Source organism: Kordiimonas sp. (genome assembly GCF_048260245.1).
GTDB lineage: Bacteria > Pseudomonadota > Alphaproteobacteria > Sphingomonadales > Kordiimonadaceae > Kordiimonas.
Genome location: NZ_JBLXGZ010000012.1, coordinates 55,791 through 78,837 on the forward strand (window position 1 = coordinate 55,791; position 23,047 = coordinate 78,837).

Sequence of the window (23,047 nt, forward strand, 5' to 3'; positions counted from 1 at the left end):
TTACGGCTTCTTTGGCGGTTTGCCTGCCTTAAGCGCGTCGCCGAGGTTCATTTTGCCGCTGCCGGGTTTCAACGGCTTCTGCTGGCTTTCATGCGGATGCCAGCCGGTCATATACAGTACCTGAAACGTGGCCGGGATACGGCCATCAGGCCCAGCATATTTGGCGGTATATCTCTCGCATGCCCGCATCAGCACATCACGGCGCAGAAAATTACGGCTGCGGGTGGTCATGGCATTCGCTTCCCCCATGCCCCTAAGGTCCTGCAGTAATTTCAGCGGATGCTCGTAAGTCACTGTTATGGTGTCCATGTCGGTAACAGGAAGGGCAAAACCGGCGCGTTGCAGCAGGCTGCCAAGATCACGCACGTCCGCGAAAGGAATGACGCGGGTATTTGCACCGCCAACAACTTCTGATTCTGCCGCGATCAACGCGTGTCGCAATTCATGCAGGGTATCGCCACCAAAAAGCGAAGCGATGAAAAGTCCGTCCGGCTTCAGGGCATGATTTGCCTGTACCATCAGGCCTGGTAGGTCGTTTACCCAGTGCATGCTGAGGTTTGAAATCACCAGATCATGGCTTGCGGGCACCGCATCCAGTGCTGCATTGGCTGTCGGCAGTTCAACACTTGTTGCGCCTTCCACAAATGACCGACCACCGATATCAAGTACATGTTCAAAACGCCGGTTGATGTCCATCAACCGGTCCTGCATGCGGTCGGCCACTTCCCGGCGTAAAAAGTCATACTCACTACCCATGACACGGCCCCGCGCCGCGTTTGTGAGCACGGCGTTCATATCAAAAAGCGCATCGGGTTTTTGCGGGCTGGTCATGGGCCATTCCTTAAGCGAGCGGTTGGCGGCTTGCAATAGCTTGTTCTGTATGAGGTTGGCATATGGTGCTGACGGGTGTGTCCTGCTAGGGTTAAATTCATGCAGATGATTGGCAACAGCATTAAACGGGTGGGTATGGGAGCGTTGGACTTTCTGCTGCCGCCTCGCTGTCCCCGATGCAGAGCGCGGATTGAGGCTGATGGCCACTTGTGTGGCAACTGTTGGGGGCTGCTACAGCCGATAACACCACCGTTATGCCTTTGTTGTGGGTTGCCCTTCGCCGCTGGCGACTTGACTGAAGCGACATGCGGTGCCTGCATGCGGGAGCCCCCAAAATTTGATTGGGCCCGGGCAGCGGTTCTATATGAGGATGAGGCGAAGGGGCTTATTCTGGGTCTCAAGTACGGAGGGGAAGGTTCCGGGGTGCCTGCGATGGCACGTATGATGGCCGGTGCTGTTGCCAGCCAGCCGCGTATGGATGTCGTTGTTCCTGTACCGTTGCATCCACGGCGGTTATTCGCGCGACGTTTCAATCAGTCACAGCTGCTGGCTCGTGCTTTGTCGGGCATCCTGTCGTTGCCATTGGACCCCTTTCTGCTGCGTCGGCACAGGCCGACTCCCAGTCAGGGCACGCTCAGCCGGAAAAGTCGGAAACGCAATGTTGATGGCGCTTTCCGCGTTGGCGCGGCGGTCGTGCCGCGGGTATGCGACCGGCGGGTGCTCCTGGTGGACGATGTGCTGACAACCGGGGCCACCGCATCCGCCTGTGCGCACGCGCTGAAGCGGGCTGGTGCGCAAGAGGTGGGACTTGTCGTGTTCGCGCGGGTCATGGGCCCCTCAGGTTAGGCCGGTTGTATGTAGGCTCAAACGTTCTGCCTCTTTAACTCATGGGCACTTTGCCTTACATAGGAGGCGAACCGAGTAGAGGAGCCAGATGTGGCAAGTGTTGTAATGTATAGTTCGGGTATGTGTCCTTATTGCTACCGCGCAAAGGCGCTGTTTCAGCAAAAGGGAGTTGCTTTTCGCGAAATCAGCGTGGACATGAACCCGCAGGCACGGCGTGAAATGCGCGAGAAAGCGGGTGGTGTTAATACGGTGCCGCAAATCTGGGTGGGGGACGCCCATGTAGGCGGCTGCGATGAACTTTATGCGCTGGATGCCCGCGGTGGGCTTGACCCGCTGCTGGCAGGGTAGTCCATATGCCGCGTGCTGCCCTCATTCAACTAAATACCGGCAATGAACTGCAGCCTGCGGTGGATGCGGCCGAAGCACTCGTTCGTAAAGCCGCTGACGGCGGTGCTGTATTTATTAGCACGCCAGAGACCACACACCTGATGGAAATGAGCCGCAAGGTGGTACTGGATAAGGTGTTTTATGAGGGTGATGATCCCGGCTTGGCCCGGTTCCGCGCGCTTGCGTCTGAACTAGGGGTCTGGCTGCATATCGGCTCGCTTATCACCAAGGTTGCAGATGACCGCCTGGCGAACCGGAGCTTTCTTATTGGCCCCGGCGGCGAGATTGCAGCGCGGTATGATAAAGTACACATGTTTGATGTGGACTTGGGTGGTGGTGAGGTTTACCGCGAAAGCACGCTCTACAAGCCGGGTGGAACGGCGCAAGTGGTAAAAACACCGATCGGCACGTTTGGGCTTTCGGTCTGTTATGATCTGCGGTTTCCGTATCTTTACCGCGCAATGGCGGAGGCGGGCGCCGATATTATGCTTGTGCCGGCGGCCTTCACCAAGCCCACGGGGGAGGCGCATTGGCACACACTTTTGCGCGCCCGCGCTATCGAAACAGGCGCTTTTGTGCTGGCTGCGGCTCAAACCGGCCACCATGACACGGGGCGCGATACCTATGGCCACAGCCTTGCCGTTGGCCCGTGGGGCGATGTTCTGGCGGACGGGGGCAGCGCGGTTGGTATCACCTACGTGAATATAGACCTTGCAAAGGCTGCAGAAGCGCGGCAAAAAATCCCGTCGCTGAAACACACACGCGGCTTTGAAATAAAGTATAGTGACCACTCATGATCGTATTTGACCTCAAATGTCCTCAGAACCACCGCTTCGAAGCCTGGTTCAAATCATCCTCAGCCTTCGAGGAACAGCGCGATGCGGGCATCGTGGAATGCCCCTATTGCGGTGCGACGGACGTCACGAAGGCGCCGATGGCCCCTAATGTGGGCGCCAAGGGTAACAGCCGGACAGAAACCGCCCCGATGGTGCAGAACAAGGATGACGCCAAGCTTGGCGCACTGGTGGAAGAAGCGCAGAAGGTTTTTGCCAAGCTGAGGAGCCATGTGGAGAAAAACTGCGATTATGTTGGCGACCAGTTTGCCGAGGAAGCGCGTAAAATCCATTACGGCGAAGCGGATGAGCGCGGTATCTACGGCGAAAGCACGCTTGAAGAAACAAAGTCGCTTGTCGACGAAGGCATCGAGATTGTGCCGCTGCCCGGCAACAGCCGCAAGGACGCCTGATTTCTAACTTTTCGGTTTCGTCGCCGTCATCGCGTAGTTGACGCCGGTGTCACTGCCCGAAAGCCGCCATTTCTGTGTAACCGGATTAAACACAAAACCTGTGGCCTTCCCGGCTTCGAACCCCGCGCGGTGGCAGGCATTCGCAAGCTCGACCGGCTTGATAAACTTGTTCCAGTCATGCGCACCCACCGGTAGCCAGCGCAAGACATGTTCCGCACCTACAATAGCGAACAGGTAAGCTTTGGCTGTGCGGTTGATCGTTGACAGTAGCATGATGCCGCCGGGTTTCAGCAGCGCGCAGCAGGCTGCCAGATAGGCATCGACATCGGCCACATGTTCCACCACTTCCATATTGACGATGATGTCAAACTGCTCCCCTGCCTCTGCAAGCGCTTCGGCGGTGGTGTTACGGAAGTCGACTTTCAGGCCGTTTTGTTCCGCATGCAGACTAGCGGTCTTGATGTTCTTTTCGGCGGCATCAACGGCGACCACATCGGCACCAAGCCGGGCCATGGGTTCCGTGATTAATCCGCCACCGCAACCAATGTCCAGCAGGCGATAGCCTTCAAAAGGCTTGATGAGGTCGCTTGCAAGGCCAAAGTGGGCTTCCACTTCCTGCCGGATATAACCAAGCCGCGTTGGATTGAGGATATGAAGTGGCTTGAACGGACCTTTGGGGTCCCACCAGCTGTCGGCAATGCGGGCAAAGAAGGCTACCTCGTCTTCGTTCACCGTTGCGCCTTCGGCCATTTTATTGCCGTCATTCAGCATATCTTTTGTTTCCCGTAAGCTTTTCGAACCTTTTGGCCATTTTGAGCGCTTGCGCGAGCGCTGGCCAGCCTTTAAACAATTACGCGCTGCACTTCAATACGCACGCTGATGGCTTTCGGGTCAAGGCGCTTGCGTCAAACTGACAGACCTTCTTACTCAAGCGAGGGCCGAAATACCAAATGGCACGCATAGTTAAAAAGTTTGGCGGTACGTCGGTCGGCGATGTCGACCGTATCCGCAACGTGGCTAACCGGGTTGCCAAGGCCGTGGCTGACGGCCATGAGGTGGTGGTGGTATTGTCCGCGATGTCGGGCACTACAAACCAGCTCGTGGAGTTTTGCCGCGCCGCCGCGCCGCTGCATGATGCGCGGGAATATGATACCGTGGTTGCCGCAGGGGAACAAATTACCGTCGGCCTGTTGTCGATATGCCTTCAAGATCTGGGTGTGCCCGCAAGATCCTTCCTGGGCTGGCAGGTGCCCATACGCACCAATGATGTGCACGGTGCCGCCCGCATCGAGGAAATCGATACCAAGACCCTTGAGGACTGCCTTTCAGGTGGTCGTGTCGCGGTTGTCGCCGGTTTTCAGGGCATCGCAGATGATGGCCGTATTACGACACTGGGGCGTGGCGGGTCTGATACGTCTGCTGTCGCGCTGGCGGCGGCGATCAAGGCGGACCGGTGTGACATATATACCGATGTTGATGGTGTTTACACCACCGACCCCCGTATTGTGCCGCGGGCGCGCAAGCTGGATAAAATTACATATGAAGAGATGCTTGAAATGGCATCGCTTGGGGCCAAAGTATTGCAAACACGTTCCGTCGCACTCGCCATGAAGTATGGCGTGCGCACGCAGGTACTGTCTTCCTTTGAGGATAAACCCGGAACGCTCGTTGTTGGTGAGGACGAAATCGTGGAACAGGAAGTAGTCAGCGGAATTGCATATTCCCGCGCAGAAGCAAAAGTAACCGTTGTGGGTCTTGAAGACCGCCCGGGTCAGGTGTCTCACCTGTTTGCCCCGCTGGCGGCGGCCAATATCAACGTTGATATGATCGTGCAAAGTGCGTCCGAGAACGGCACGTCAACAGATGTCACCTTCACGGTGCCTGAAGACGATTTGGCGCGGGCAGTCAAGGTGCTTGAGTCCAAGAAGCAAGAGCTGAATTTTCGGGATCTTGTCTACAATGGCAACGTGGTAAAGGTGTCTGTCGTAGGCGTGGGCATGCGCAGCCACGCAGGCGTTGCCTCCAAAATGTTTGATACCCTGGCGGACAAAGGTATCAATATTCAGGTTATCTCGACTTCGGAAATTAAAGTCAGCGTTATCATTGATGCTGAGTACACCGAGCTTGCAGTACGTGCCCTTCATAGTGCATATGGTCTCGACGCAGCAGTGAATGCGTAACGATAGTTGAAGGGATAGCAATGGCGGACGAAGGTTTGGAGCGGCTCGACGCGCTGTGGAAACGCGGCACAGATTTTCTCGGCAGTAAATACGCTATCCTTGGTGGCGCCATGACGTGGGTGTCAGAGCGCAACCTTGTCTCTGCTATTTCGAACGCAGGTGGTTTTGGTGTTATCGCCTGTGGAGGGATGACCCCTGAGTTGCTGGCCGCAGAAATTGACGCGACCCGGGCGCTGACTGACAAGCCTTTTGGCGTCAACCTGATCACTTTACATCCGGCGCTTGATGCGTTGATTGATGTGTGTGGTGCGAAAGGGGTGAGCCATGTTGTGCTCGCCGGTGGGCTGCCATCAGGAAATGCAATTGCCAAGATCAAGGGTTTCAACGCAAAGCTGATGTGTTTTGCGCCGACAGCCACGCTTGCTAAAAAACTCGTGCGCTCTGGCGTTGATGCCATCATTATTGAAGGCATGGAAGCAGGTGGTCATATTGGCCCTGTGTCCACAAGCGTGCTGGCGCAAGAGATTCTCCCGGTCATTACTGACGTCCCTGTCTTTGTCGCCGGCGGCATTGGTCGTGGCGAAGCCATTACCAGTTACCTTGAGATGGGTGCATCCGGCGCCCAGCTAGGGACCCGTTTTGTGGTGGCGGAAGAATGTGTCGCCCACGAGAAATTTAAAAAAGCCTTCATTCGTGCCAGCGCGCGGGATGCGATCGCCAGTGTTCAGGTGGACGCCCGTTTTCCGGTTATCCCTGTGCGAGCTCTTAAAAATGAAGGTACGGAAAAATTCATGGAAACTCAGCGTGCGGTTGTAGGCCGGTTTCATGATGGTGAGGTCACTCAGGAAGAAGGGCAGATGCAGATCGAGCACTTCTGGGGTGGCGCGCTGCGGCGCGCAGTGATTGACGGAGATGTCGAAACAGGCTCTGTTATGGCCGGGCAAAGTGTTGGTATGGTCAAAAAGATCGAACCAACTGCGGCGATTATTGAAGAGCTTGTTGCCCAAGCCAGCGCGTATCTTGTTGACTGAGCCTTGTGCTCAAGAGGTGCAGGCGCTGCGCTGTACTGCGGCGCATGTGAGCGACGAAAAAGGGGGATACTTTGCCTGACCATGTCAGTCAGCCTAGACTGCTTTTAAGGCGGCTGCACAGTGTGATGGCTGGCAGTGGCCAGCCACAGGACCGGCTTGACCGCGTTGTCAGGGTCATCGCTCAAAACATGGTTGCGGAGGTTTGTTCGATCTATCTGGCACGGGCGGGTGGAATCCTTGAGCTCTTTGCAACAGAGGGTCTGAAAGAGGAGGCCGTGCACCTGACCCGCATGAGCGTTGGCGAAGGTCTTGTTGGTCTGGTGGCGGAGCGTGGCCTGCCGCTCAACCTCTCCGAAGCACCACAACACCCTCGTTTCTCCTACCGCCCGGAAACCGGGGAGGATATTTACCACAGCTTTCTCGGTGTGCCGATCTTGCGCACTGGCCGTGTGGTTGGCGTGTTGGTTGTTCAGAACGTAACACCCAGGCGATACAAGCCCGAGGAAGTTGAAGCACTGCAGACCATATCGATGGTGATCGCGGAGCTGGTTGCGTCTGGAGAATTGGTCGACAAACAGGAACTCACCGAAGATAGCGGTTCGACGGGGGAGCCGATTACCCTTGACGGGCTTGCATTAGCTGCGGGTGTTGGTGCAGGCATTGCTGTGTTTCATCAGCCGCAGGTGCAAATTACACGCACCGTTGCAGAGGATATGGAGACCGAGCGCAAACGCCTTGAGGATGCCATTGCCGAAATGCGTCTGCAGCTTGAAGAAATGATCGAGCATCCCGATCTTGCGCACGGAGGAGAACACCGCGAGGTTCTCGAGACCTACCGCATGTTTGCCTATGACCGTGGCTGGCAGGAGAAAATGAGGGATGCTGTGTCCTCAGGCTTGACGGCCGAGGCGGCAGTTGACCGCGTGCAACAGGAAAATCGCATGCGGATGTATAAGATTCGCGATCCCTACCTGCGGGAGCGGATTGCGGACTTTGATGATCTAGCGGTCCGGCTTATTCGCATTATTCAAGGCGACAAGAGCAAATACAGAGCAGAGTTAACGGAAGACGCCGTGCTGGTGGCCCGCACGTTGGGGCCAGCTGAGCTCATGGATTATGACCGGCAGTATCTTAAAGCCATTGTGCTGGAAGAGGGGTCTACCACTTCGCACGTGACTATTATCGCCCGTGCCATGGGTATCCCAATGCTGGGGCGGGTTACCGGGCTCCTGAGCCATGTGGAAGCTGGCGAACCTGTTGTTGTGGATAGCGCCGCAGAGCATATTTATGTGCGTCCCGCTGAAGACGTACTTGAGAGTTATAAAGAAACACTCAGACTTCAAGAGCAATTGCTTGCTGAATATGCAGCCGAGCGAGAATTGCCAGCCGAGACATTGGACGGTGAAAAAGTCACCTTACTGATGAACGCTGGCCTGTTGGTTGATCTGCCAAGTCTGGACAATACCGGCGCAGAAGGTATCGGCCTTTTCCGCACAGAATTTCAGTTTATGGTCGCTCCCGCGCTGCCGAAAGTCGAGGAACAGACCAAAGTCTATTCTGCCGCGATGGACGCAGCGGGCGACCGGCCGGTTGTTTTCCGTACGCTGGATATTGGTGGTGACAAGCAGGTACCTTTTCTGCCGCGTGACGAGGAAGAGAACCCTGCCATGGGCTGGCGCGCAATTCGTATTGCACTCGACCGACCGGCGCTCTTGCGCTACCAACTCAGGGCGTTGTTGTATGCTGCGGCTGGCAAGACCCTCCATGTCATGTTCCCCATGATTGCGGAGGTGGCGGAACTCCGTCGTTGCAAAGCGATCCTGAACAAGGAAATCGCAAGATTGCACAAATATGACAAGAAGCCGCCGAAGGACGTCAAGGTAGGCTGTATGCTTGAGGTGCCATCCCTTGCATGGCAACTGGACTTACTGGTGCAAGAAGTTGATTTCCTGTCTATCGGAACTAATGATCTGATGCAGTTTTTCTTTGCCTGTGATCGCTCTAATCCGAGACTGGCCAACAGGTATGACCTTCTGGCGCCTCCGGTGCTTTCCTTTCTGCGATCGGTTTTCAAGGCATGTGATGATGCGGGTGTTCCGGTGACGCTGTGCGGTGAAATGGGGGGCAAGCCGATTGAGGCGATGGCGCTTGTGGCACTTGGGCTGCGCCGGTTGTCTATCTCGCCAACGTCTATAGGGCCGGTAAAGCGGATGATCAGGTCAGTCAACCTGAAGGCGCTGAGGGAATTCGTGTTTTCAAATCTGCAATCTGCTGAACATTCGATTCGCGACTCGCTGGTGCATTTTGCCCGGGACCACGACATTAAAGCGTGAATTATGCTTCTGATGTATCGTTTTGCCGTTAAGTCCAAAAAAAACCCATTAAAATTTGTTTCTATTTGACACAAGCTGTTAAATGTTTTTTGACTAGAACGTGGTCTTATAACACCGTGACAAATTCACACTCGGGCCGCAACCACAGGCTGTCGTATGATGAGGGGCGATAAAACAGCCTGAATTGTTGTGTTTGCGAGGGCCGCTGGAATCATTCAAGCGGATACGAGGCTACACTAAAACTAGCTGCTTAACGGGTAGGGGCTACTTGAATTAAAGCAGCAGGGGACGGTTATAATAATGACGAACGAGAAAAAAACGGTTGGGGAACTGTTAAAAGAAGCACGCATTGTCCAAAAGTTGGATATGGACACGGTTGCAAAAGATATCTGTGTGCGGGCAAGTTACCTCAACGCCATTGAGACTGGCTGCCATGAGGCATTGCCGGGCAATACATTCACTATCGGTTTTGTCAGATCCTATGCCAAGGCGCTGTCCTTAGATGCCGAAAATATTGTCCGCGCTTTCAAAGACGAGCTGGGCATCAAGTCTGTGCCGCTGATGGTTGGAGTACAGTCTGTTGCCGCGAAAAGAAGCGCGAAGCCCGCTCGTCGATTGCCCGGCTGGTTGTCGCCGCTGGGCGGTGTTGCTGGTGCTGCGCTTGTGTGGGCGTTTATGGGCAATGCTGCGGCACCTTTCACGTTTTTTACAGATAGTGAACTCGTCGACCCTGCGACGGACACCGCACAGTTGATGGCAGTTCAGGCCCTGCTGGAAGAAGGCGGGATGGATACTGCGCATGTTCTGCCGGAGAAGGTAGGGGATGTGCAGGTAACACGCCTGTCGGATGATGGCATTCTAGATGCCGACCCGGCTCGCGAGGAAGCAAGCCGGATGGCGAGTGTTCCGCAGTTGCCCCATTCCTTATTCCTGCCAGCGGCAAATGCGATGGCAACTACTGATGAAGGCGAAGGCCGCACAGATATACTGTTATCTGCCGAAGAAGATGCCTGGATACGCCTCGCCAAAAAGGATGGCACGGAAGTCTGGTCCGGAATACTGCGTGAAGGCCAGAGTTACCGTCCACTATTGGAAGGCGCCGTTCTCCTCTCCACCAGTAACGCGGGCGGCGTAAAGCTTACTGTTGGCAAGCGACAGATCAGTTCGTTAGGGGAACGTGGTCAAGTGATTGAAGGTTTGTCACTGGACGGTGAAAAGTTGCTCTCTGACGTCTCCCAGACTTCACGGAGTGTCACAGGCTCGCGCTAAAAAGCGTAAACTGCACAGAATCCTGAAAATGCTTGCTTTTGGCGAGGCGCTTCATCATGTATAACGCCACCAAAGCAATGATGGTGTTAAAGGTGTAGGCACGCGATGAGCATTCGCCCCTGGAGAGATATAGTCAGACGGAAATCCCGCCAGATCATGGTGGGCAATGTGCCCGTGGGTGGAGATGCACCTATTTCGGTGCAGACAATGACCAACACACTGACGTCTGACCCCGCTGCTACCATCAAGCAAATCCATGCTGCCAAGGAAGCTGGTGCCGATATTGTCAGGGTTTCCTGCCCCGACGAGGCATCAACAAAGGCGATGCCCGAGATTTGCCGTGAAGCCGGTGTGCCCGTCGTTGCGGATATTCATTTTCACTATAAGCGTGCGCTTGAGGCCGCGGATGCCGGCGCGGCATGCCTGCGGATCAATCCGGGCAATATCGGCTCGGCCGAACGGGTGCGTGAAGTCGTAAGGGCAGCAAAGGCAAACGGATGTTCGATGCGCATCGGTGTGAACGCCGGATCGCTGGAAAAACATCTGCTGGAAAAATACGCGGAACCGTGCCCTGAGGCACTGGTTGAAAGTGCGCTTGAACATGCGCGTATTCTTGAAGATAACGATTTTTTCAACTTTAAGATCAGCGTGAAAGCGTCAGATTTGTTTCTTGGCGTTGCTGCCTATCAGGGCTTGGCTGATGCGTGTGACTATCCGTTGCATCTTGGCATTACCGAAGCAGGCAGCCTGCGCGGCGGCACCGTAAAGTCATCCATCGGTATTGGTTCACTTCTATGGGCGGGAATTGGCGACACATTGCGGGTCTCGCTCTCGGCAGACCCGGTCGAGGAAGTGAAGGCCGGTTTTGAGATGCTCAAGTCTCTTGGTCTGCGTCACCGTGGTGTACGCATTGTCTCATGCCCATCGTGCGCACGGCAGGCCTTCCCGGTGATCAAGACCGTTGAGGTTCTGGAGGAACGGCTGTCCCATATCCATACGCCCCTGAGCCTGTCAATCATTGGCTGTGTAGTCAATGGTCCAGGTGAAGCGCGCGAGACAGATATCGGCCTGACAGGTGGTGGGCAGGGCAATCATATGGTTTATCTTTCCGGCGTGACAGACCACAAAATTACCGATGACAAGCTTGTCGACCATATTGTTACGCTTGTGGAACAAAAAGCAGCTGAACTTGAATCTGCCGGCAACACCAACGCCCATTAGCTGAAATAAAAGGAATTTCCCGTGTCCAAACTGCAACCAGCGCGGGGCACGCGCGATATCTATGGTGATGAAGCTCTTCGCATAAATGCGGTGGTGGAGATGTTTCGCCGTGTCGCAGGCTCATATGGGTTCGAAGACCTCGCCACCCCGATTTTTGAATTTACCGAAGTGTTCAAACGCCCGCTTGGCGAAGCCTCCGATGTTGTCTCGAAAGAAATGTACACATTCGAGGACCGTGGCGGCGAAGAAGTGACCTTGCGCCCCGAGTTTACGGCCGGTGTCTGCCGCGCGTTTATCTCAAACGGTATGCAGCAGAATTTGCCATGCCGCCTGATGAGCCATGGTCCGGTGTTCCGCTATGAGCGCCCGCAGAAAGGACGCTACCGTCAGTTCCACCAGATCAATGCTGAGCTTCTTGGCCCGGACACGCCCGAATTTGACGTTGACATGATCGCAATGGCTTGGCGCCTTCTTTCGGCACTTGGTCTTGGGGACAAAGTTATACTGCATCTCAATACGTTGGGAGACGCGGAAAGCCGCAATGCATACCGAGATGCGCTTGTGGCGTATTTCAGTGGGCAAAAGAATAAGCTCTCGGAAGACAGTGTGCGCCGGTTGGATACCAACCCGCTCCGTATTCTCGACAGCAAGGACGATGGCGACAAGGCTTTGGTGGCAAATGCGCCGCTCATGTCTGAGCATCTGAACGACGCCTCTCGTGCGTTTTTTGATGTCGTCAAGGCTGGCCTTGACGCTGCGGGGGTGCCGTTTGAACACGATGAGCGACTGGTACGGGGGTTGGATTATTACACCCACACTGCGTTTGAGTTCATCACGACGGAACTGGGAGCGCAGGGTACAGTACTTGCGGGAGGGCGCTACGACGGCCTCATTGAGAAGCTTGGCGGGCCGAAGGTGGCTGGTGTTGGCTGGGCGGGCGGTATTGAGCGTCTTGCTATGCTTTCAAGTATAGAGCCAGAGGTGGTTCGGCCGATCTTCATGCTGCCGATGGGCGACGCAGCCACGCTGAAAGCTTTTGCTTTGGCCGAAGATCTGCGCAGTGAAGGTTATACCGTGATTGCTGACCGCAGCGGTAACCTGAAAAAGCGCCTGACCCGCGCCAGCAAGGCAAATGCGCGCTTTGCAATGATTCTGGGTGACAACGAGCTAGAGGCGGGAATGATTGTTGTCAAAGACCTTGATCGGGGCACGCAGGATCAAGTGACATTTGACGCTCTAAGCGCAGCAGTGGTGGAGTAAAGGTATGGCAACGGTATCCGAGGAACGCCTGCAGCAATTGCTTGACCGCTATGATTATCTTGGTCACGCACTGGGGACACCTGACGAATTCTCGAATGAAGAATTTGTCAAACTGAGCCGCGAGTACGCGGACCTCGGGCCCGTTGTGGAAGCAGTGAACGAGCTGAAGGCTGCGCGGGGCGAATTGGAAGACCTCAAGGAAATGGCCGCTTCCGGCGATGATGCGGAGATGCGCGAGCTGGCACAGGATGAGCTATACGAGCTCAAGGAACGCCTGCCGGATATGGAGCATGCCTTGTCCGTCAAGCTGCTGCCGAAAGATGCGGCAGATGAACGTTCCGCCATTCTTGAAATCCGTGCCGGTACAGGCGGCGATGAGGCCGCACTTTTTGCCGGTGATCTATACCGCATGTACGAAAAATATGCTGAGGGGCAGGGCTGGAAGATGGAAATGATCTCAGCCTCCCCGGCAGAGGTCGGCGGCTTCAAGGAAGTGATGGCGAATGTGTCCGGCAAGGGTGTTTTTGCCAAGCTGAAGTTCGAATCTGGCGTACACCGGGTGCAGCGTGTGCCGGTAACAGAATCAGGCGGGCGTATCCATACCAGTGCGGCGACCGTGGCCGTGCTACCAGAAGCCGAAGAAGTGGATATTGATATCAAGCCGGAAGATATCCGGATTGACACGATGCGTGCATCAGGTTCGGGTGGGCAGCATGTAAACACGACGGATAGTGCTGTGCGCATCACACATTTGGCTACTGGTATCATGGTAGTGCAGGCGGAGAAGTCGCAGCATAAAAACCGGGACAAGGCGATGAAAATTCTGCGGGCACGGCTTTATGATCTTGAACGTGAGAAGGCCGCCAGCGAACGCGCGACTGACCGTAAAGCCCAAGTAGGTTCTGGCGACCGCTCGGAACGTATACGCACCTATAATTTCCCGCAAGGACGGGTCACAGACCACCGGATTGGCCTGACGCTTCACAAGCTTGATCAGGTTTTGGCGGGCGAAGGGCTGTCGGAGGTGATTGGTGCCCTGATCTCTGAAGATCAGTCGGCTAAACTTTCGGCTATGGAAGCGGGCTTTTGACCGACAGCCCAGTTACTGCTTTTGCGCGGCTTGCGCAGATGCAGGCTGCGTTCGAGGCGTCAGGCAATCCATGCGCCCGTCTTGATGCCGAAATACTGCTTTCTCATGCTCTTGGATGGCCGCAGCTCAAAGTCTATACGGATCGGGGTTATATGCTGACGGTACCACAGCTTAATCTCCTCTCTAGTTTGCAGGCCCGGAGATTGGGCGGAGAGCCAGTTGCCTATATTACCGGGAGGCAGGAATTCTGGGGGCTGGAATTCGCGGTAAGCCAAGATACCCTCATCCCGCGCGCTGACACGGAAACGCTGGTGGAAGTGACGTTAGCGGCTTTTAAGGGTGCGCCCGGCGCTACATTACTCGACCTTGGCACCGGGACGGGCTGCATTCTTCTTAGCCTGCTCAGTGAGATGCAGGACGCGTTAGGGGTGGGTGTAGACATTAACCACGGTGCTGTCAGTCTGGCGTTGGGGAATGCTCACAAGCTGGGTTTGGGAAAACGCGCGAGTTTTGCTGTCAGTAATTGGTTCGACAATATTGACCCGCCCGCAAACGGTTTCGACGCCATTGTTTCAAATCCACCTTACATACCTGCATCTGACATCGCAGACCTAATGACGGATGTGCGGGATTTTGAACCGACATCTGCACTTGAAGGCGGGGTGGACGGGCTTGATCCTTACAGGCTGATTACGCGAAAAGCACCTGCTTACCTTGCGGCAGGTGGCCTCCTTGCTGTTGAGGTCGGCATCGGGCAGGCTGAGGCCGTCGCGGTATTATTTGACGCTGCCGGCTTCAATGATATTCGTGCGCGCGACGATCTTGCGGGTGTCCCCCGCGTCGTGTCCGGCAAAAAAAGTTAACTTTGCGATGATTTGGTCTTGGAATAGGCGCAAAAGCCCGCTAGGGTGAGCCAAGTTCCCCGATGAAGATAACTGAGGCGAAGGCCAGTTTCGCGGGACTATTTCCGAAAAAGGTCGAATTTCGATGTCGGAAGCACGGCAGGCGGTGCCTGTCTTTAACCATGATTTCTGATCACTGTTGGTATTGATTTCGCATGAAACAAGTACAAAACGCGCGCAACAAACAGCGCGGTCGCTCACCGTCTCGAAAAGGCGGAGGGAAGCCAGGCGGCCCCGGTAATTCTCGCAATGAACCTAAGGTTCGCGGTAACCCTAAGCAGCTTTTGGAAAAATATAAAAATCAGGCACGGGAGGCGATGCAAGCCGGTGACCGTGTGATGTCCGAATATTATCTTCAATTTGCAGATCACTATCAACGTGTTCTCAATGATGTTCGTGGTCCAAGCCCGCAAGTCGAATATGACGATGACGGCAATGAGATTGATAGCGGTCGCAATGCTAGTCGTGACAGCGGTCAGGAGGCCAGTCGTCAAGATAATCGCAACGATAATAATCGTCGTGGTCGCAACCGAGGTCGTAACAATGGCAACGGTAATGCGCGGGATAACGATCCTGCAGGGCAGGAAAGTTCAGAACGTACCGAGCGCACTGAGGATGGCGAAGGCCGTCAACAACCACGCAGAGGCCGTGGTGGTCGTCGCCCTCGCGATGCGGAACCACAGGCCGTGGACCCGGCGGAAGCTGAGCAGCCGGTTGAAGTGCACCCTGAACTGGACCTTGATGGTACAGTGGCTCCCGCTGCAGGTGTTGAGGCTGCTGCAGAAAAGCCAAAACGCCGGCGTGCTGCACCCGCGACACCGCGCAAGCGTGCACCGCGTGTAAAAAAGGTGGAAGAGGGGAGCGACGAGAAACCGTCGGAGACCACGTCGCCGGAGGATAACGCTGCTGCTTAAGCTAGCAGGCGTGACAATTTGCCCTAGAAAAAGGCTGCCTTTGAGGCGGCCTTTTTTATGTTCGGTACTTGCCGCAGCGGCACAGCATCACCACATTAATCCTGTAGAGTGTGCTCCTGAGGAGGCGCTCGGCTGAGTACATTTAAATCAGGTAACCGCTTCAAACGAAGGGTGACCAACAATCATGGGGTTTATGACACATGAATATTGAAAATTATACTGACCGCACGCGCGGATTTATCCAAAGTGCCCAGGGCCTCGCGCTTCGCGAGGGACACCAGCGCTTCACACCCGAACATATCCTGAAGGTTTTGCTTGATGACCCGGAAGGCTTGGCGGCGAATCTTATTCGCGCAGCCGGCGGGCGCCCAACGCAGGTGCGCGAGGGCGTTGAGGAAATTCTTGGCAAGCTGCCCAAGGTGGAAGGGGCAGGCGCGGGGCAACTGCACCTTGATCCTCTGACCGCGCAACTGTTTGCCAAAGCGGAAGAGGTTGCGAGTAAGGCCAGTGATAAATATGTCACCGCAGAGCGTCTGCTGCTTGCATTTCTGCTGACAGCGAAATGTGAAGGCGGCAAGCTGTTGGCGAAGGCTGGGATTACTGCTGATGGCCTCAACAAGGCAATCAATGACATCCGTAAGGGCCGTACTGCTGATACAGCCTCAGCGGAGGATGCGTATGATGCGCTCAAGCGGTTCGCACAGGATCTCACGGAAAAGGCCCGTGCCGGTAAACTTGACCCTGTTATCGGGCGTGATGAGGAAATACGCCGCACCATTCAGGTGCTGTCGCGCCGGACAAAAAACAATCCGGTTCTGATCGGTGAACCTGGTGTGGGGAAAACCGCGATTGCTGAGGGCCTTGCCCTGCGGATCGCTAACGGTGACGTACCTGACAGCCTGAAGAACAAGAAGATAATGGCGCTTGATATGGGCGCGCTGATTGCGGGTGCCAAATACCGCGGTGAGTTTGAGGAACGCCTCAAGGGCGTGTTGCAGGAAGTCGTTCATGGGGAGGGTGACATTGTCCTGTTCATCGATGAAATGCACACACTTGTTGGCGCTGGTAAAACCGATGGCGCCATGGACGCTTCTAACCTCCTGAAGCCTGCGCTTGCACGCGGTGAATTGCACTGCATTGGTGCTACGACTCTCAACGAATATAAAAAATATATCGAGAAAGATGCAGCCCTTGAACGCCGGTTCCAGCCGGTGCTGGTACAGGAACCAACGGTCGAGGATACTATTTCGATCCTGCGGGGCCTGAAAGAGAAGTATGAATTGCACCATGGTGTGCGCATAACCGATGGCGCCCTAGTGGCGGCTGCGACACTCTCCAACCGGTATATCACCGACCGTTTTTTACCTGACAAAGCTATCGACCTCATGGATGAGGCCGCCTCGCGCCTTCGCATGGAAACGGAGTCTAAGCCCGAGGAGATCGATGAGCTCGACCGTAAGATCATTCAGCTCAAGATCGAGCGTGAAGCCATGAAAAAGGAAAAGGACGAAGGGGCTAAAGCACGGCTCAAAGATCTTGAGAAGGAATTGGCAGACCTTGAGCAACGCTCGGCAGAGCTGACCGCCCGCTGGCAATCTGAGAAAGACAAGATAGCTGGCGAAAAGCAGCTTAAGGAAAAGCTGGACCACGCCCGTATTGAGCTAGAGCAGGCTCAGCGCCGCGGCGACTATGAGCGCGCGGGACAATTGCAGCATGGCGAAATCCCACAGCTTGAGCAACGGCTTGAAAATGCGGCGAACGAGGGCGGTGAAGGGCTCCTGCGCGAAGAAGTGACCGATCAGGATATTGCGGGTGTCGTTGCGCGCTGGACCGGCGTGCCGGTTGAGAAAATGCTGGAAGGCGAGCGTGACAAGCTTCTGCGTATGGAAGACGAACTGGGCAAACGTGTTATCGGTCAAGCTGAGGCGCTTGAAGCGGTGTCGGCTTCCGTACGGCGCGCGCGTGCGGGCCTGCAGGACCCTAACCGGCCGCTTGGCAGTTTCCTGTTCCTCGGCCCTACGGGCGTAGGCAAGACCGAACTTACGAAGGCCTTGGCGGCTTTCCTCTTTAACGATGATACGGCGCTGGTGCGTATTGATATGTCGGAATTCATGGAGAAACACTCCGTCGCCCGGCTTATTGGTGCACCTCCTGGATATGTCGGCTATGAGGAAGGTGGCGTGCTGACGGAAGCGGTGCGCAGACGCCCCTATCAGGTTGTGTTGTTTGACGAAGTTGAAAAGGCGCATCCGGATGTCTTTAACGTGCTGTTGCAGGTGTTGGATGACGGGCGGCTGACAGACGGACAGGGCCGCACGGTGGACTTCACTAATACCATGATCATTCTGACATCGAACCTTGGTTCGCATCTGATTGCCGAGCTTGGCGAAGATGACCCGGTTGAAAAGGTGCGCAACGAAGTGATGGATGTGGTGAAAAGCTCGTTCCGGCCCGAGTTTATCAACCGGCTGGACGAGATTATCCTGTTTCACCGCTTGGCGCGTACTCATATGGCAGGGATCGTCGACATACAGGTTGCGCGGCTTCAGAAATTGCTGATCGACCGCAAGATCACACTTGATCTGTCTGAGGATGCACGCCTCTGGCTCGGTAATACGGGTTATGACCCTGTGTATGGTGCCCGCCCACTGAAGCGCACGGTGCAGAAATACCTGCAGGATCCGCTTGCCGACAAAATCCTGCGCGGTGATGTGAAACCCGGCGATACCGTTGATGTAGGCGTTGAGAATGGGCAACTCACTATGGTGCCCCGGCCCGACTAACAGGTCACCAGCGAGATAAACAGATAAAGGGGTTGCACCTGCAGGGCGTAGCCCCTTACTTTATAAAAGGAATTTATCTTCTTGTTCTGAATTGACACAAGTCAGGACTGCCCCCAGAGTGTCGGGGTCGACCGCAAAAAGGCTGCTTATGCGACACAAGCATTGTCAACGGCTGTTCGAGTTCTGGCAATCTCGCCTATCTTCAGGGGTGCTGCCTGACGTAGGGGATTTTTTCAGCGAACCCACGCTGGAATTCAGTGACAGAGGTGTCGTAATCGTCCGCGAAGCGGGCGACATTTTTTATGATTACTGTGGTGAACGCCTACTGGAAGCCTTGGGGGCAGATATCCTCGGTCAGTCGATGACTTTCTTTTATTCCGACAAGTTCAAAGCGTTGCAGATCGAAAGTGCTTCTGTGTGCTTCGACCAGCATGTTGGCCTTCATCGATACTCCCGTTTCTGGTTTGGGCATAGGCATAAAGACGTTGAATGGCTTTTACTGCCTGCTCGCGATAGTATTGGCAATCGTACCGTCTTGGTGGGCATGGCAGCGACCTTTGTCAAGCATGACGAACTGGACAAGCTGGTTCATGGTTCGGATCTCGTGGAGCGGATCATCGCACAGGATTATCTGTCAGCTGCTGCGGAGGTCAAGTTTGATGTCATCAGCAGGTCGAGTTGGGCCATGCTGGACGCAATGGGGGCTGATGTCACAGTAAATGGCAGCAAGGTCGCGCGCAAAAAAGTCGCTATTGGCGGTGACGCTGCGTATGCCGCACGGAAGGCATCTGCCGCAAATGTCCTGGGTGTTGCGGACGCAAATGAATTTGCACGGTCTGCCCAAACCCTGCGCGGGCTATATAGTTTTCGGTTGCTTGAGACCTATGGTGACGCTCTCGCTGTTCTTCAGACAGACCGTGTGGACGTTCTGGTCGTCGATGAGCGCGTTCGCGGTGGTATGGGAGTTGATCTTATTAAGTATGCCATGGACCAGAAAATCGATCTTGCGGCAGTTCTTCTGGTCGAACCCCGTGAGGGTGCGAAGGATACGGTTGTTGAAGTTGGAAACAGCCTCGTGCACTGTCTCGTGAAGCCCATCGGTGACTTCGCGCTTCGCAATGCTATCGATAATGCCAGCGAATTTGTATCAAAGCGCCAGAAAATGCTCTTCTACAATACAGCCGAGACAAAATGAATGCCGCGACCATGCTGGACGCTGAATGCCTTCTGGGCTAAAACCGGCGAAATGTTTTTGGAGGGCTTGGCAGAATGACCGCAAATCTTTCGCCAAAAATACAAGAGGTGGTGACGCTGCTGCAAAGGGGCGCGATCAGTGCGGCGGAACGCATGCTAGAACAGTTGGAGGTTGCACATCCTCACCACGCCGATGTCTTGCATCTTAGGGCAATGGCGGCCAAACAGCGGGGGGATTATGCCCGCGCAGAGCAATCTTTCCGGGCCAGCCTGAAATCCGCACCAGCGCAAGCGCCTGTACACAGCAATTTAGCGAACATGCTGGCTTCGCTTGATCGGCCGACTGAAGCGATAGCAAGCTATAAGGCTGCGTTGGAGCTGGAACCGGGGTTTACGACCGCCTGGCATAACCTGGCGCTGGCGCTTTCCAAAACAGGCGCTCACAAGGACGCCCTTGTTGCGGCAACAAGATATGCCGAGTTGACAAAGAGATCGTCCCAAAGTGCGGAGTTGCTCGCAAGCATTTATGAACATGCCGGGGACATGGCTGCGGCATGCAGGGAAGTGCGGGCCGCCCTGAAACATTTTTCAGGTGACGCCAGGCTTTGGAGCTTGCTTGGAGAATTGTTACGTAAGGGTGTGGAATTCGAGGCTGCGGCAGAGGCTTTTGAGGAAGCCAGGAGACTGGGGCATCGAGACCCCGGCTTATATCAAAATCTAGCTGAAGCCTATTATGAAAATAGAAAGCTAGAGCGCGCGGTTGCCGTCCTTGATGACGCCATTCAGGTGATGCCCGATAACGCGACGCTGCATTATGCGAGAGCGAAGTTTCGCTGGGAAGCGCTGCCGGGTGAGGATCATCTTGAGGCGCTCAAGAAAGCGATTCCGACCCAACCCAACAACGTGGCGCTTTGGGGTGCGTATTTTGATCTGCTCAGCCATGAAGGCCGGTTTGAAGATATCCTGAAAGGTTTATCTGAAGCTTATCGCTTTGATATTCGCGCGCCGCGTCTGAGCCTCGCGGAGGCAATTGCGCTGGTGCGTACAGGCAGGACAGAAGAAGCGGCAGCAGTGTTCGAGCAGTTATTGCAACTTGACCCTGACGGCGCTGTACCCAAGCTGAACTATGCGGCACTCCTGATGAAGGTAGGCGAATTTGAAAAAGCCGAGAAGCTTTGTGCTGAGGTGCTGGCGCGTGACCCAGCAGATCAGAAGGCTTGGACTTTCCGCGGGACCGCCTGGCAACTGATGGGTGATGAGCGCGCGAACTGGCTGTTTGATTTTGACCGGATGGTCAACCCGGTCGATATTGAGGCGCCGGCAGGTTACTCAAGCCCGAACGCTTTTTTTGATGAGGCCCGACAGGAGTTGAGCGCGTTGCACCGCATGCAATCCCATCCTCTGGATCAGACTTTGCGTGGTGGAACTCAGACTAACGGCTTTCTGTTCCGGCTCAAGAACCCGGTGATAAAACAGCTGCAGGCGCAAATAAGAAAAGCCGTAGCCACCGTTATTGCCAAATTTCCTGATGATCCCGATCATCCACTATGGCGACGGCGTGGTGGCGATTTCGATTTTATTGGCGCGTGGTCCGTACGTTTAAAAAGCCAAGGTTATCATACTAATCACATTCATCCAGAGGGCTGGCTTAGTTCTGCGCTTTACATATCCTTGCCTACTCAGGTCAGCGAAGGAACGGGCCAGGAGGGGCATATTCAGTTTGGCGTGCCAACGGCGGAAATGGGGTTGGATTTAGCACCTGCTCGCATAGTAAAGCCAAAGGTGGGACGGCTCGTATTGTTTCCGTCTTATATGTGGCACGGCACCATTCCTTTTTCCTCGGAAGAGCCGCGTATGACTGTTGCCTTCGATGTGGTGCCGAAGGGCTAAATCAAGCTATGTTGTTCTAAATACTGCTGAAGCGGCGCAAGGTGATTTTTGTAGTTTCTGTGGCGGCCAACAGAACGCGTGTAAAGCGGTTCACGTACTTGCCAGTAGCTTTCTGTTTTGACTGTATTTCGTAGCTTGTGAAATTCCAGGCAGTCCTCATGCCAGGGGAGGCCGAGAAACTCCAGAAGCGCCGTCGCGCGCTGGCGTGGATTTTCGATGAACGAATCGTAGTTCATTTCGAAAATATCGCCTGGGAACAGGGTATTCCAATGGTCCATCAACTTTTGCTGCTGCACGTAATAATGCCCTGTGTCAAGAAGGTCACGGGCATAGGCCATACTGTCCGCGAGTTGTAGAAAATATACAGAGAGACAGTTATCCAGCGCATGACGGGTTGTGTGAATAAAGCGTGCCTTCGGGAACAGGGATTTGATCAAACCTAAATAGAGGAAGTTGTCAGGCCTTTTATCTGTGATCAGAGCGTGGTCCCCGAATCGTTCATGCAACAGCTTGAGATAGTCTTGGGCCATATTCTGGAAGTCTGCCATGGTCTTCCGTTGGATCCCCGAGGGGAAGGGCGCAACGTCACGTGCTGCCAGCGAGACAAAATACTCAAGCTCGCCGCCGGGCATTGCATTTGGATGTGCAGCAATTATCTGCTCTGTCAGAGTGGACCCAGAGCGAAACATGCCGCAAATAAATACTGGAGACTCCATCGACACAGGGGGCAACCCCGCAAACCAGTCTGCTGAGAACGTATCGCATATGGCGGCAAAGAATGCTTCGCTTCGCTTCCTGTCATAAAGGGGGGCATGATGCGATGCTAGGTGATTGCCCTCGGCGTAATGCTTGAATGCGGTTTCAAATTCACCCCGCGCATCATAAGACCTACCCAGCGCAAAATGCAGATTGGAGGCCTCGGAAGGCGGTGTATTTTGCGCTTCCGCCAGTTTGGCTGCATTTTTGAGCAAGCTGTGTTCTGCGTCGGCTGTGCCGCTGAGATTAATCAGCCGTGCGAGGGCTGTCGTGTTTCCGGGATCAACTTCCGCTGCCCGGCGGTACAGCGTTACCGCAGCGTCGCGGTTTGAGCGCTCTTCATGCAGGTTGGCATAATTGAGAAGTGCAGATACATAGGCCGGGTTAATCGTCAGCGCTTTCCTCAGGCATTGTTCAGCATCGCTATCTCGTCTCAGGTGGTCGCTCAGGATGGCCGCCTTGTTGAGCCAGACTTCTTCCGGGCTATCAATTCCCAGTGCCAGGGCGCGGTCATATACGGCCAGTGCATCTTCAAACCGATGCGCGCTGCGCAGCATGAAGCCATGGTTGAAATACCCCGTAGCATAGCCAGGAAGGGCTTTGTGCAAGGCCTCATAGGCGGCATCGGCTTTGTCATAGACTTCAGCACGACCGTATATGTCCGCGGCGTCTGCCAGCAACTGTGCGGGCCCTGGTACCTTAGATGCCAGAACCATCATATGATCGGCGGCAGTGACAAACTTGCGTTCGTCGAGGTTTAGCCGAATGAGGGCGCTGAGTACTTGCACTTGCGGCGCGTCGCTGCCGACCAAATCCTCAAACAGTGTGATGGCATTTTCCCGCTCTCCGGCCTGCGCCAACTGAACGGCGCGAGCGTATCGTTCGCGTGCGGTATGGTCGTCGGTGTTAGCCAT

19 protein-coding genes and 1 pseudogene are annotated in these 23,047 nt (G+C 55.0%); 17 read left to right on the forward strand and 3 right to left on the reverse strand.

What is annotated here, in order from left to right; genetic code table 11:
- Complete coding sequence (locus tag ACN0VM_RS08570; protein ID WP_417450453.1) at window positions 1–831, reverse strand: methyltransferase domain-containing protein; 831 nt, start codon at window positions 829–831, stop codon at window positions 1–3.
- A 135-nt stretch (window positions 832–966) separates the two neighbouring features.
- Between ACN0VM_RS08570 and ACN0VM_RS08575 the strand changes: the two are divergent.
- From ACN0VM_RS08575 to ACN0VM_RS08595, 5 genes and pseudogenes are all read left to right on the forward strand, one after another.
- Window positions 967–1,140 (forward strand): annotated as a pseudogene (locus tag ACN0VM_RS08575) (double zinc ribbon domain-containing protein); the annotation flags it as partial.
- Window positions 1,141–1,263: 123 nt separating this feature from the next.
- Window positions 1,264–1,677, forward strand: coding sequence for a ComF family protein (locus ACN0VM_RS08580; protein ID WP_417450481.1), 414 nt, complete (start codon window positions 1,264–1,266; stop codon window positions 1,675–1,677).
- Between the two features lie 90 nt (window positions 1,678–1,767).
- The gene (grxC, locus tag ACN0VM_RS08585; protein ID WP_417450454.1) at window positions 1,768–2,025 is read left to right on the forward strand and encodes a glutaredoxin 3; all 258 of its coding nucleotides are present in this window, start codon (window positions 1,768–1,770) and stop codon (window positions 2,023–2,025) included.
- Window positions 2,026–2,030: 5 nt separating this feature from the next.
- Entirely contained in the window at window positions 2,031–2,861 is an 831-nt protein-coding gene (locus tag ACN0VM_RS08590; protein ID WP_417450455.1) for a carbon-nitrogen hydrolase family protein, read from the forward strand.
- Window positions 2,858–3,310 (forward strand): DUF1178 family protein, encoded by a 453-nt coding sequence (locus ACN0VM_RS08595; RefSeq protein ID WP_417450456.1) that lies wholly within the window; start codon window positions 2,858–2,860, stop codon window positions 3,308–3,310. The genes ACN0VM_RS08590 and ACN0VM_RS08595 overlap by 4 nt, the downstream gene beginning before the upstream one ends.
- Before the next feature lie 3 nt (window positions 3,311–3,313).
- Here ACN0VM_RS08595 and ubiG read toward each other — a convergent pair whose 3' ends face one another.
- Entirely contained in the window at window positions 3,314–4,081 is a 768-nt protein-coding gene (gene ubiG, locus ACN0VM_RS08600; protein WP_417450457.1) for a bifunctional 2-polyprenyl-6-hydroxyphenol methylase/3-demethylubiquinol 3-O-methyltransferase UbiG, read from the reverse strand.
- A 179-nt stretch (window positions 4,082–4,260) separates the two neighbouring features.
- On the opposite strand from ubiG, the gene ACN0VM_RS08605 reads away from it, so the two are divergent.
- The 12 genes from ACN0VM_RS08605 (at window position 4,261) to ACN0VM_RS08660 (ending at window position 21,377) form a co-directional block, all read left to right on the forward strand.
- Window positions 4,261–5,490, forward strand: coding sequence for an aspartate kinase (locus ACN0VM_RS08605; RefSeq protein WP_417450458.1), 1,230 nt, complete (start codon window positions 4,261–4,263; stop codon window positions 5,488–5,490).
- A gap of 20 nt (window positions 5,491–5,510) precedes the next feature.
- On the forward strand, window positions 5,511–6,521 hold the full coding sequence (locus tag ACN0VM_RS08610; RefSeq protein WP_417450459.1) for an NAD(P)H-dependent flavin oxidoreductase: 1,011 nt from the start codon (window positions 5,511–5,513) through the stop codon (window positions 6,519–6,521).
- A gap of 125 nt (window positions 6,522–6,646) precedes the next feature.
- Window positions 6,647–8,854, forward strand: coding sequence for a phosphoenolpyruvate--protein phosphotransferase (gene ptsP / locus ACN0VM_RS08615; RefSeq protein ID WP_417450482.1), 2,208 nt, complete (start codon window positions 6,647–6,649; stop codon window positions 8,852–8,854).
- Between the two features lie 300 nt (window positions 8,855–9,154).
- Window positions 9,155–10,123 (forward strand): helix-turn-helix domain-containing protein, encoded by a 969-nt coding sequence (locus ACN0VM_RS08620; protein WP_417450460.1) that lies wholly within the window; start codon window positions 9,155–9,157, stop codon window positions 10,121–10,123.
- Between the two features lie 105 nt (window positions 10,124–10,228).
- Window positions 10,229–11,344 carry a flavodoxin-dependent (E)-4-hydroxy-3-methylbut-2-enyl-diphosphate synthase gene (gene ispG / locus ACN0VM_RS08625; protein ID WP_417450461.1) on the forward strand — a complete coding sequence of 372 codons (1,116 nt, stop codon included), beginning with the start codon at window positions 10,229–10,231 and terminating at the stop codon, window positions 11,342–11,344.
- Window positions 11,345–11,365: 21 nt separating this feature from the next.
- Window positions 11,366–12,604, forward strand: a complete 1,239-nt coding sequence (hisS, locus tag ACN0VM_RS08630) for a histidine--tRNA ligase (RefSeq protein ID WP_417450463.1) — start codon at window positions 11,366–11,368, stop codon at window positions 12,602–12,604.
- A 4-nt stretch (window positions 12,605–12,608) separates the two neighbouring features.
- Entirely contained in the window at window positions 12,609–13,694 is a 1,086-nt protein-coding gene (gene prfA, locus ACN0VM_RS08635) for a peptide chain release factor 1 (protein WP_417450464.1), read from the forward strand.
- Window positions 13,691–14,557, forward strand: coding sequence for a peptide chain release factor N(5)-glutamine methyltransferase (gene prmC, locus ACN0VM_RS08640; RefSeq protein ID WP_417450465.1), 867 nt, complete (start codon window positions 13,691–13,693; stop codon window positions 14,555–14,557). The genes prfA and prmC overlap by 4 nt, the downstream gene beginning before the upstream one ends.
- 194 nt (window positions 14,558–14,751) lie before the next feature.
- Window positions 14,752–15,510, forward strand: a complete 759-nt coding sequence (locus ACN0VM_RS08645; protein ID WP_417450466.1) for a DUF4167 domain-containing protein — start codon at window positions 14,752–14,754, stop codon at window positions 15,508–15,510.
- A gap of 200 nt (window positions 15,511–15,710) precedes the next feature.
- Window positions 15,711–18,293 carry an ATP-dependent chaperone ClpB gene (clpB, locus tag ACN0VM_RS08650; RefSeq protein ID WP_417450467.1) on the forward strand — a complete coding sequence of 861 codons (2,583 nt, stop codon included), beginning with the start codon at window positions 15,711–15,713 and terminating at the stop codon, window positions 18,291–18,293.
- 148 nt (window positions 18,294–18,441) lie between these two features.
- On the forward strand, window positions 18,442–19,488 hold the full coding sequence (locus ACN0VM_RS08655) for a hypothetical protein (protein ID WP_417450468.1): 1,047 nt from the start codon (window positions 18,442–18,444) through the stop codon (window positions 19,486–19,488).
- 74 nt (window positions 19,489–19,562) lie between these two features.
- Window positions 19,563–21,377: a tetratricopeptide repeat protein gene (locus ACN0VM_RS08660; protein WP_417450469.1), complete on the forward strand. Its 1,815-nt coding sequence runs from the start codon at window positions 19,563–19,565 to the stop codon at window positions 21,375–21,377.
- Here ACN0VM_RS08660 and ACN0VM_RS08665 read toward each other — a convergent pair.
- The gene (locus ACN0VM_RS08665; RefSeq protein ID WP_417450470.1) at window positions 21,374–23,047 is read right to left on the reverse strand and encodes a sulfotransferase; all 1,674 of its coding nucleotides are present in this window, start codon (window positions 23,045–23,047) and stop codon (window positions 21,374–21,376) included. The two genes, ACN0VM_RS08660 and ACN0VM_RS08665, sit on opposite strands and share 4 nt — an antisense overlap.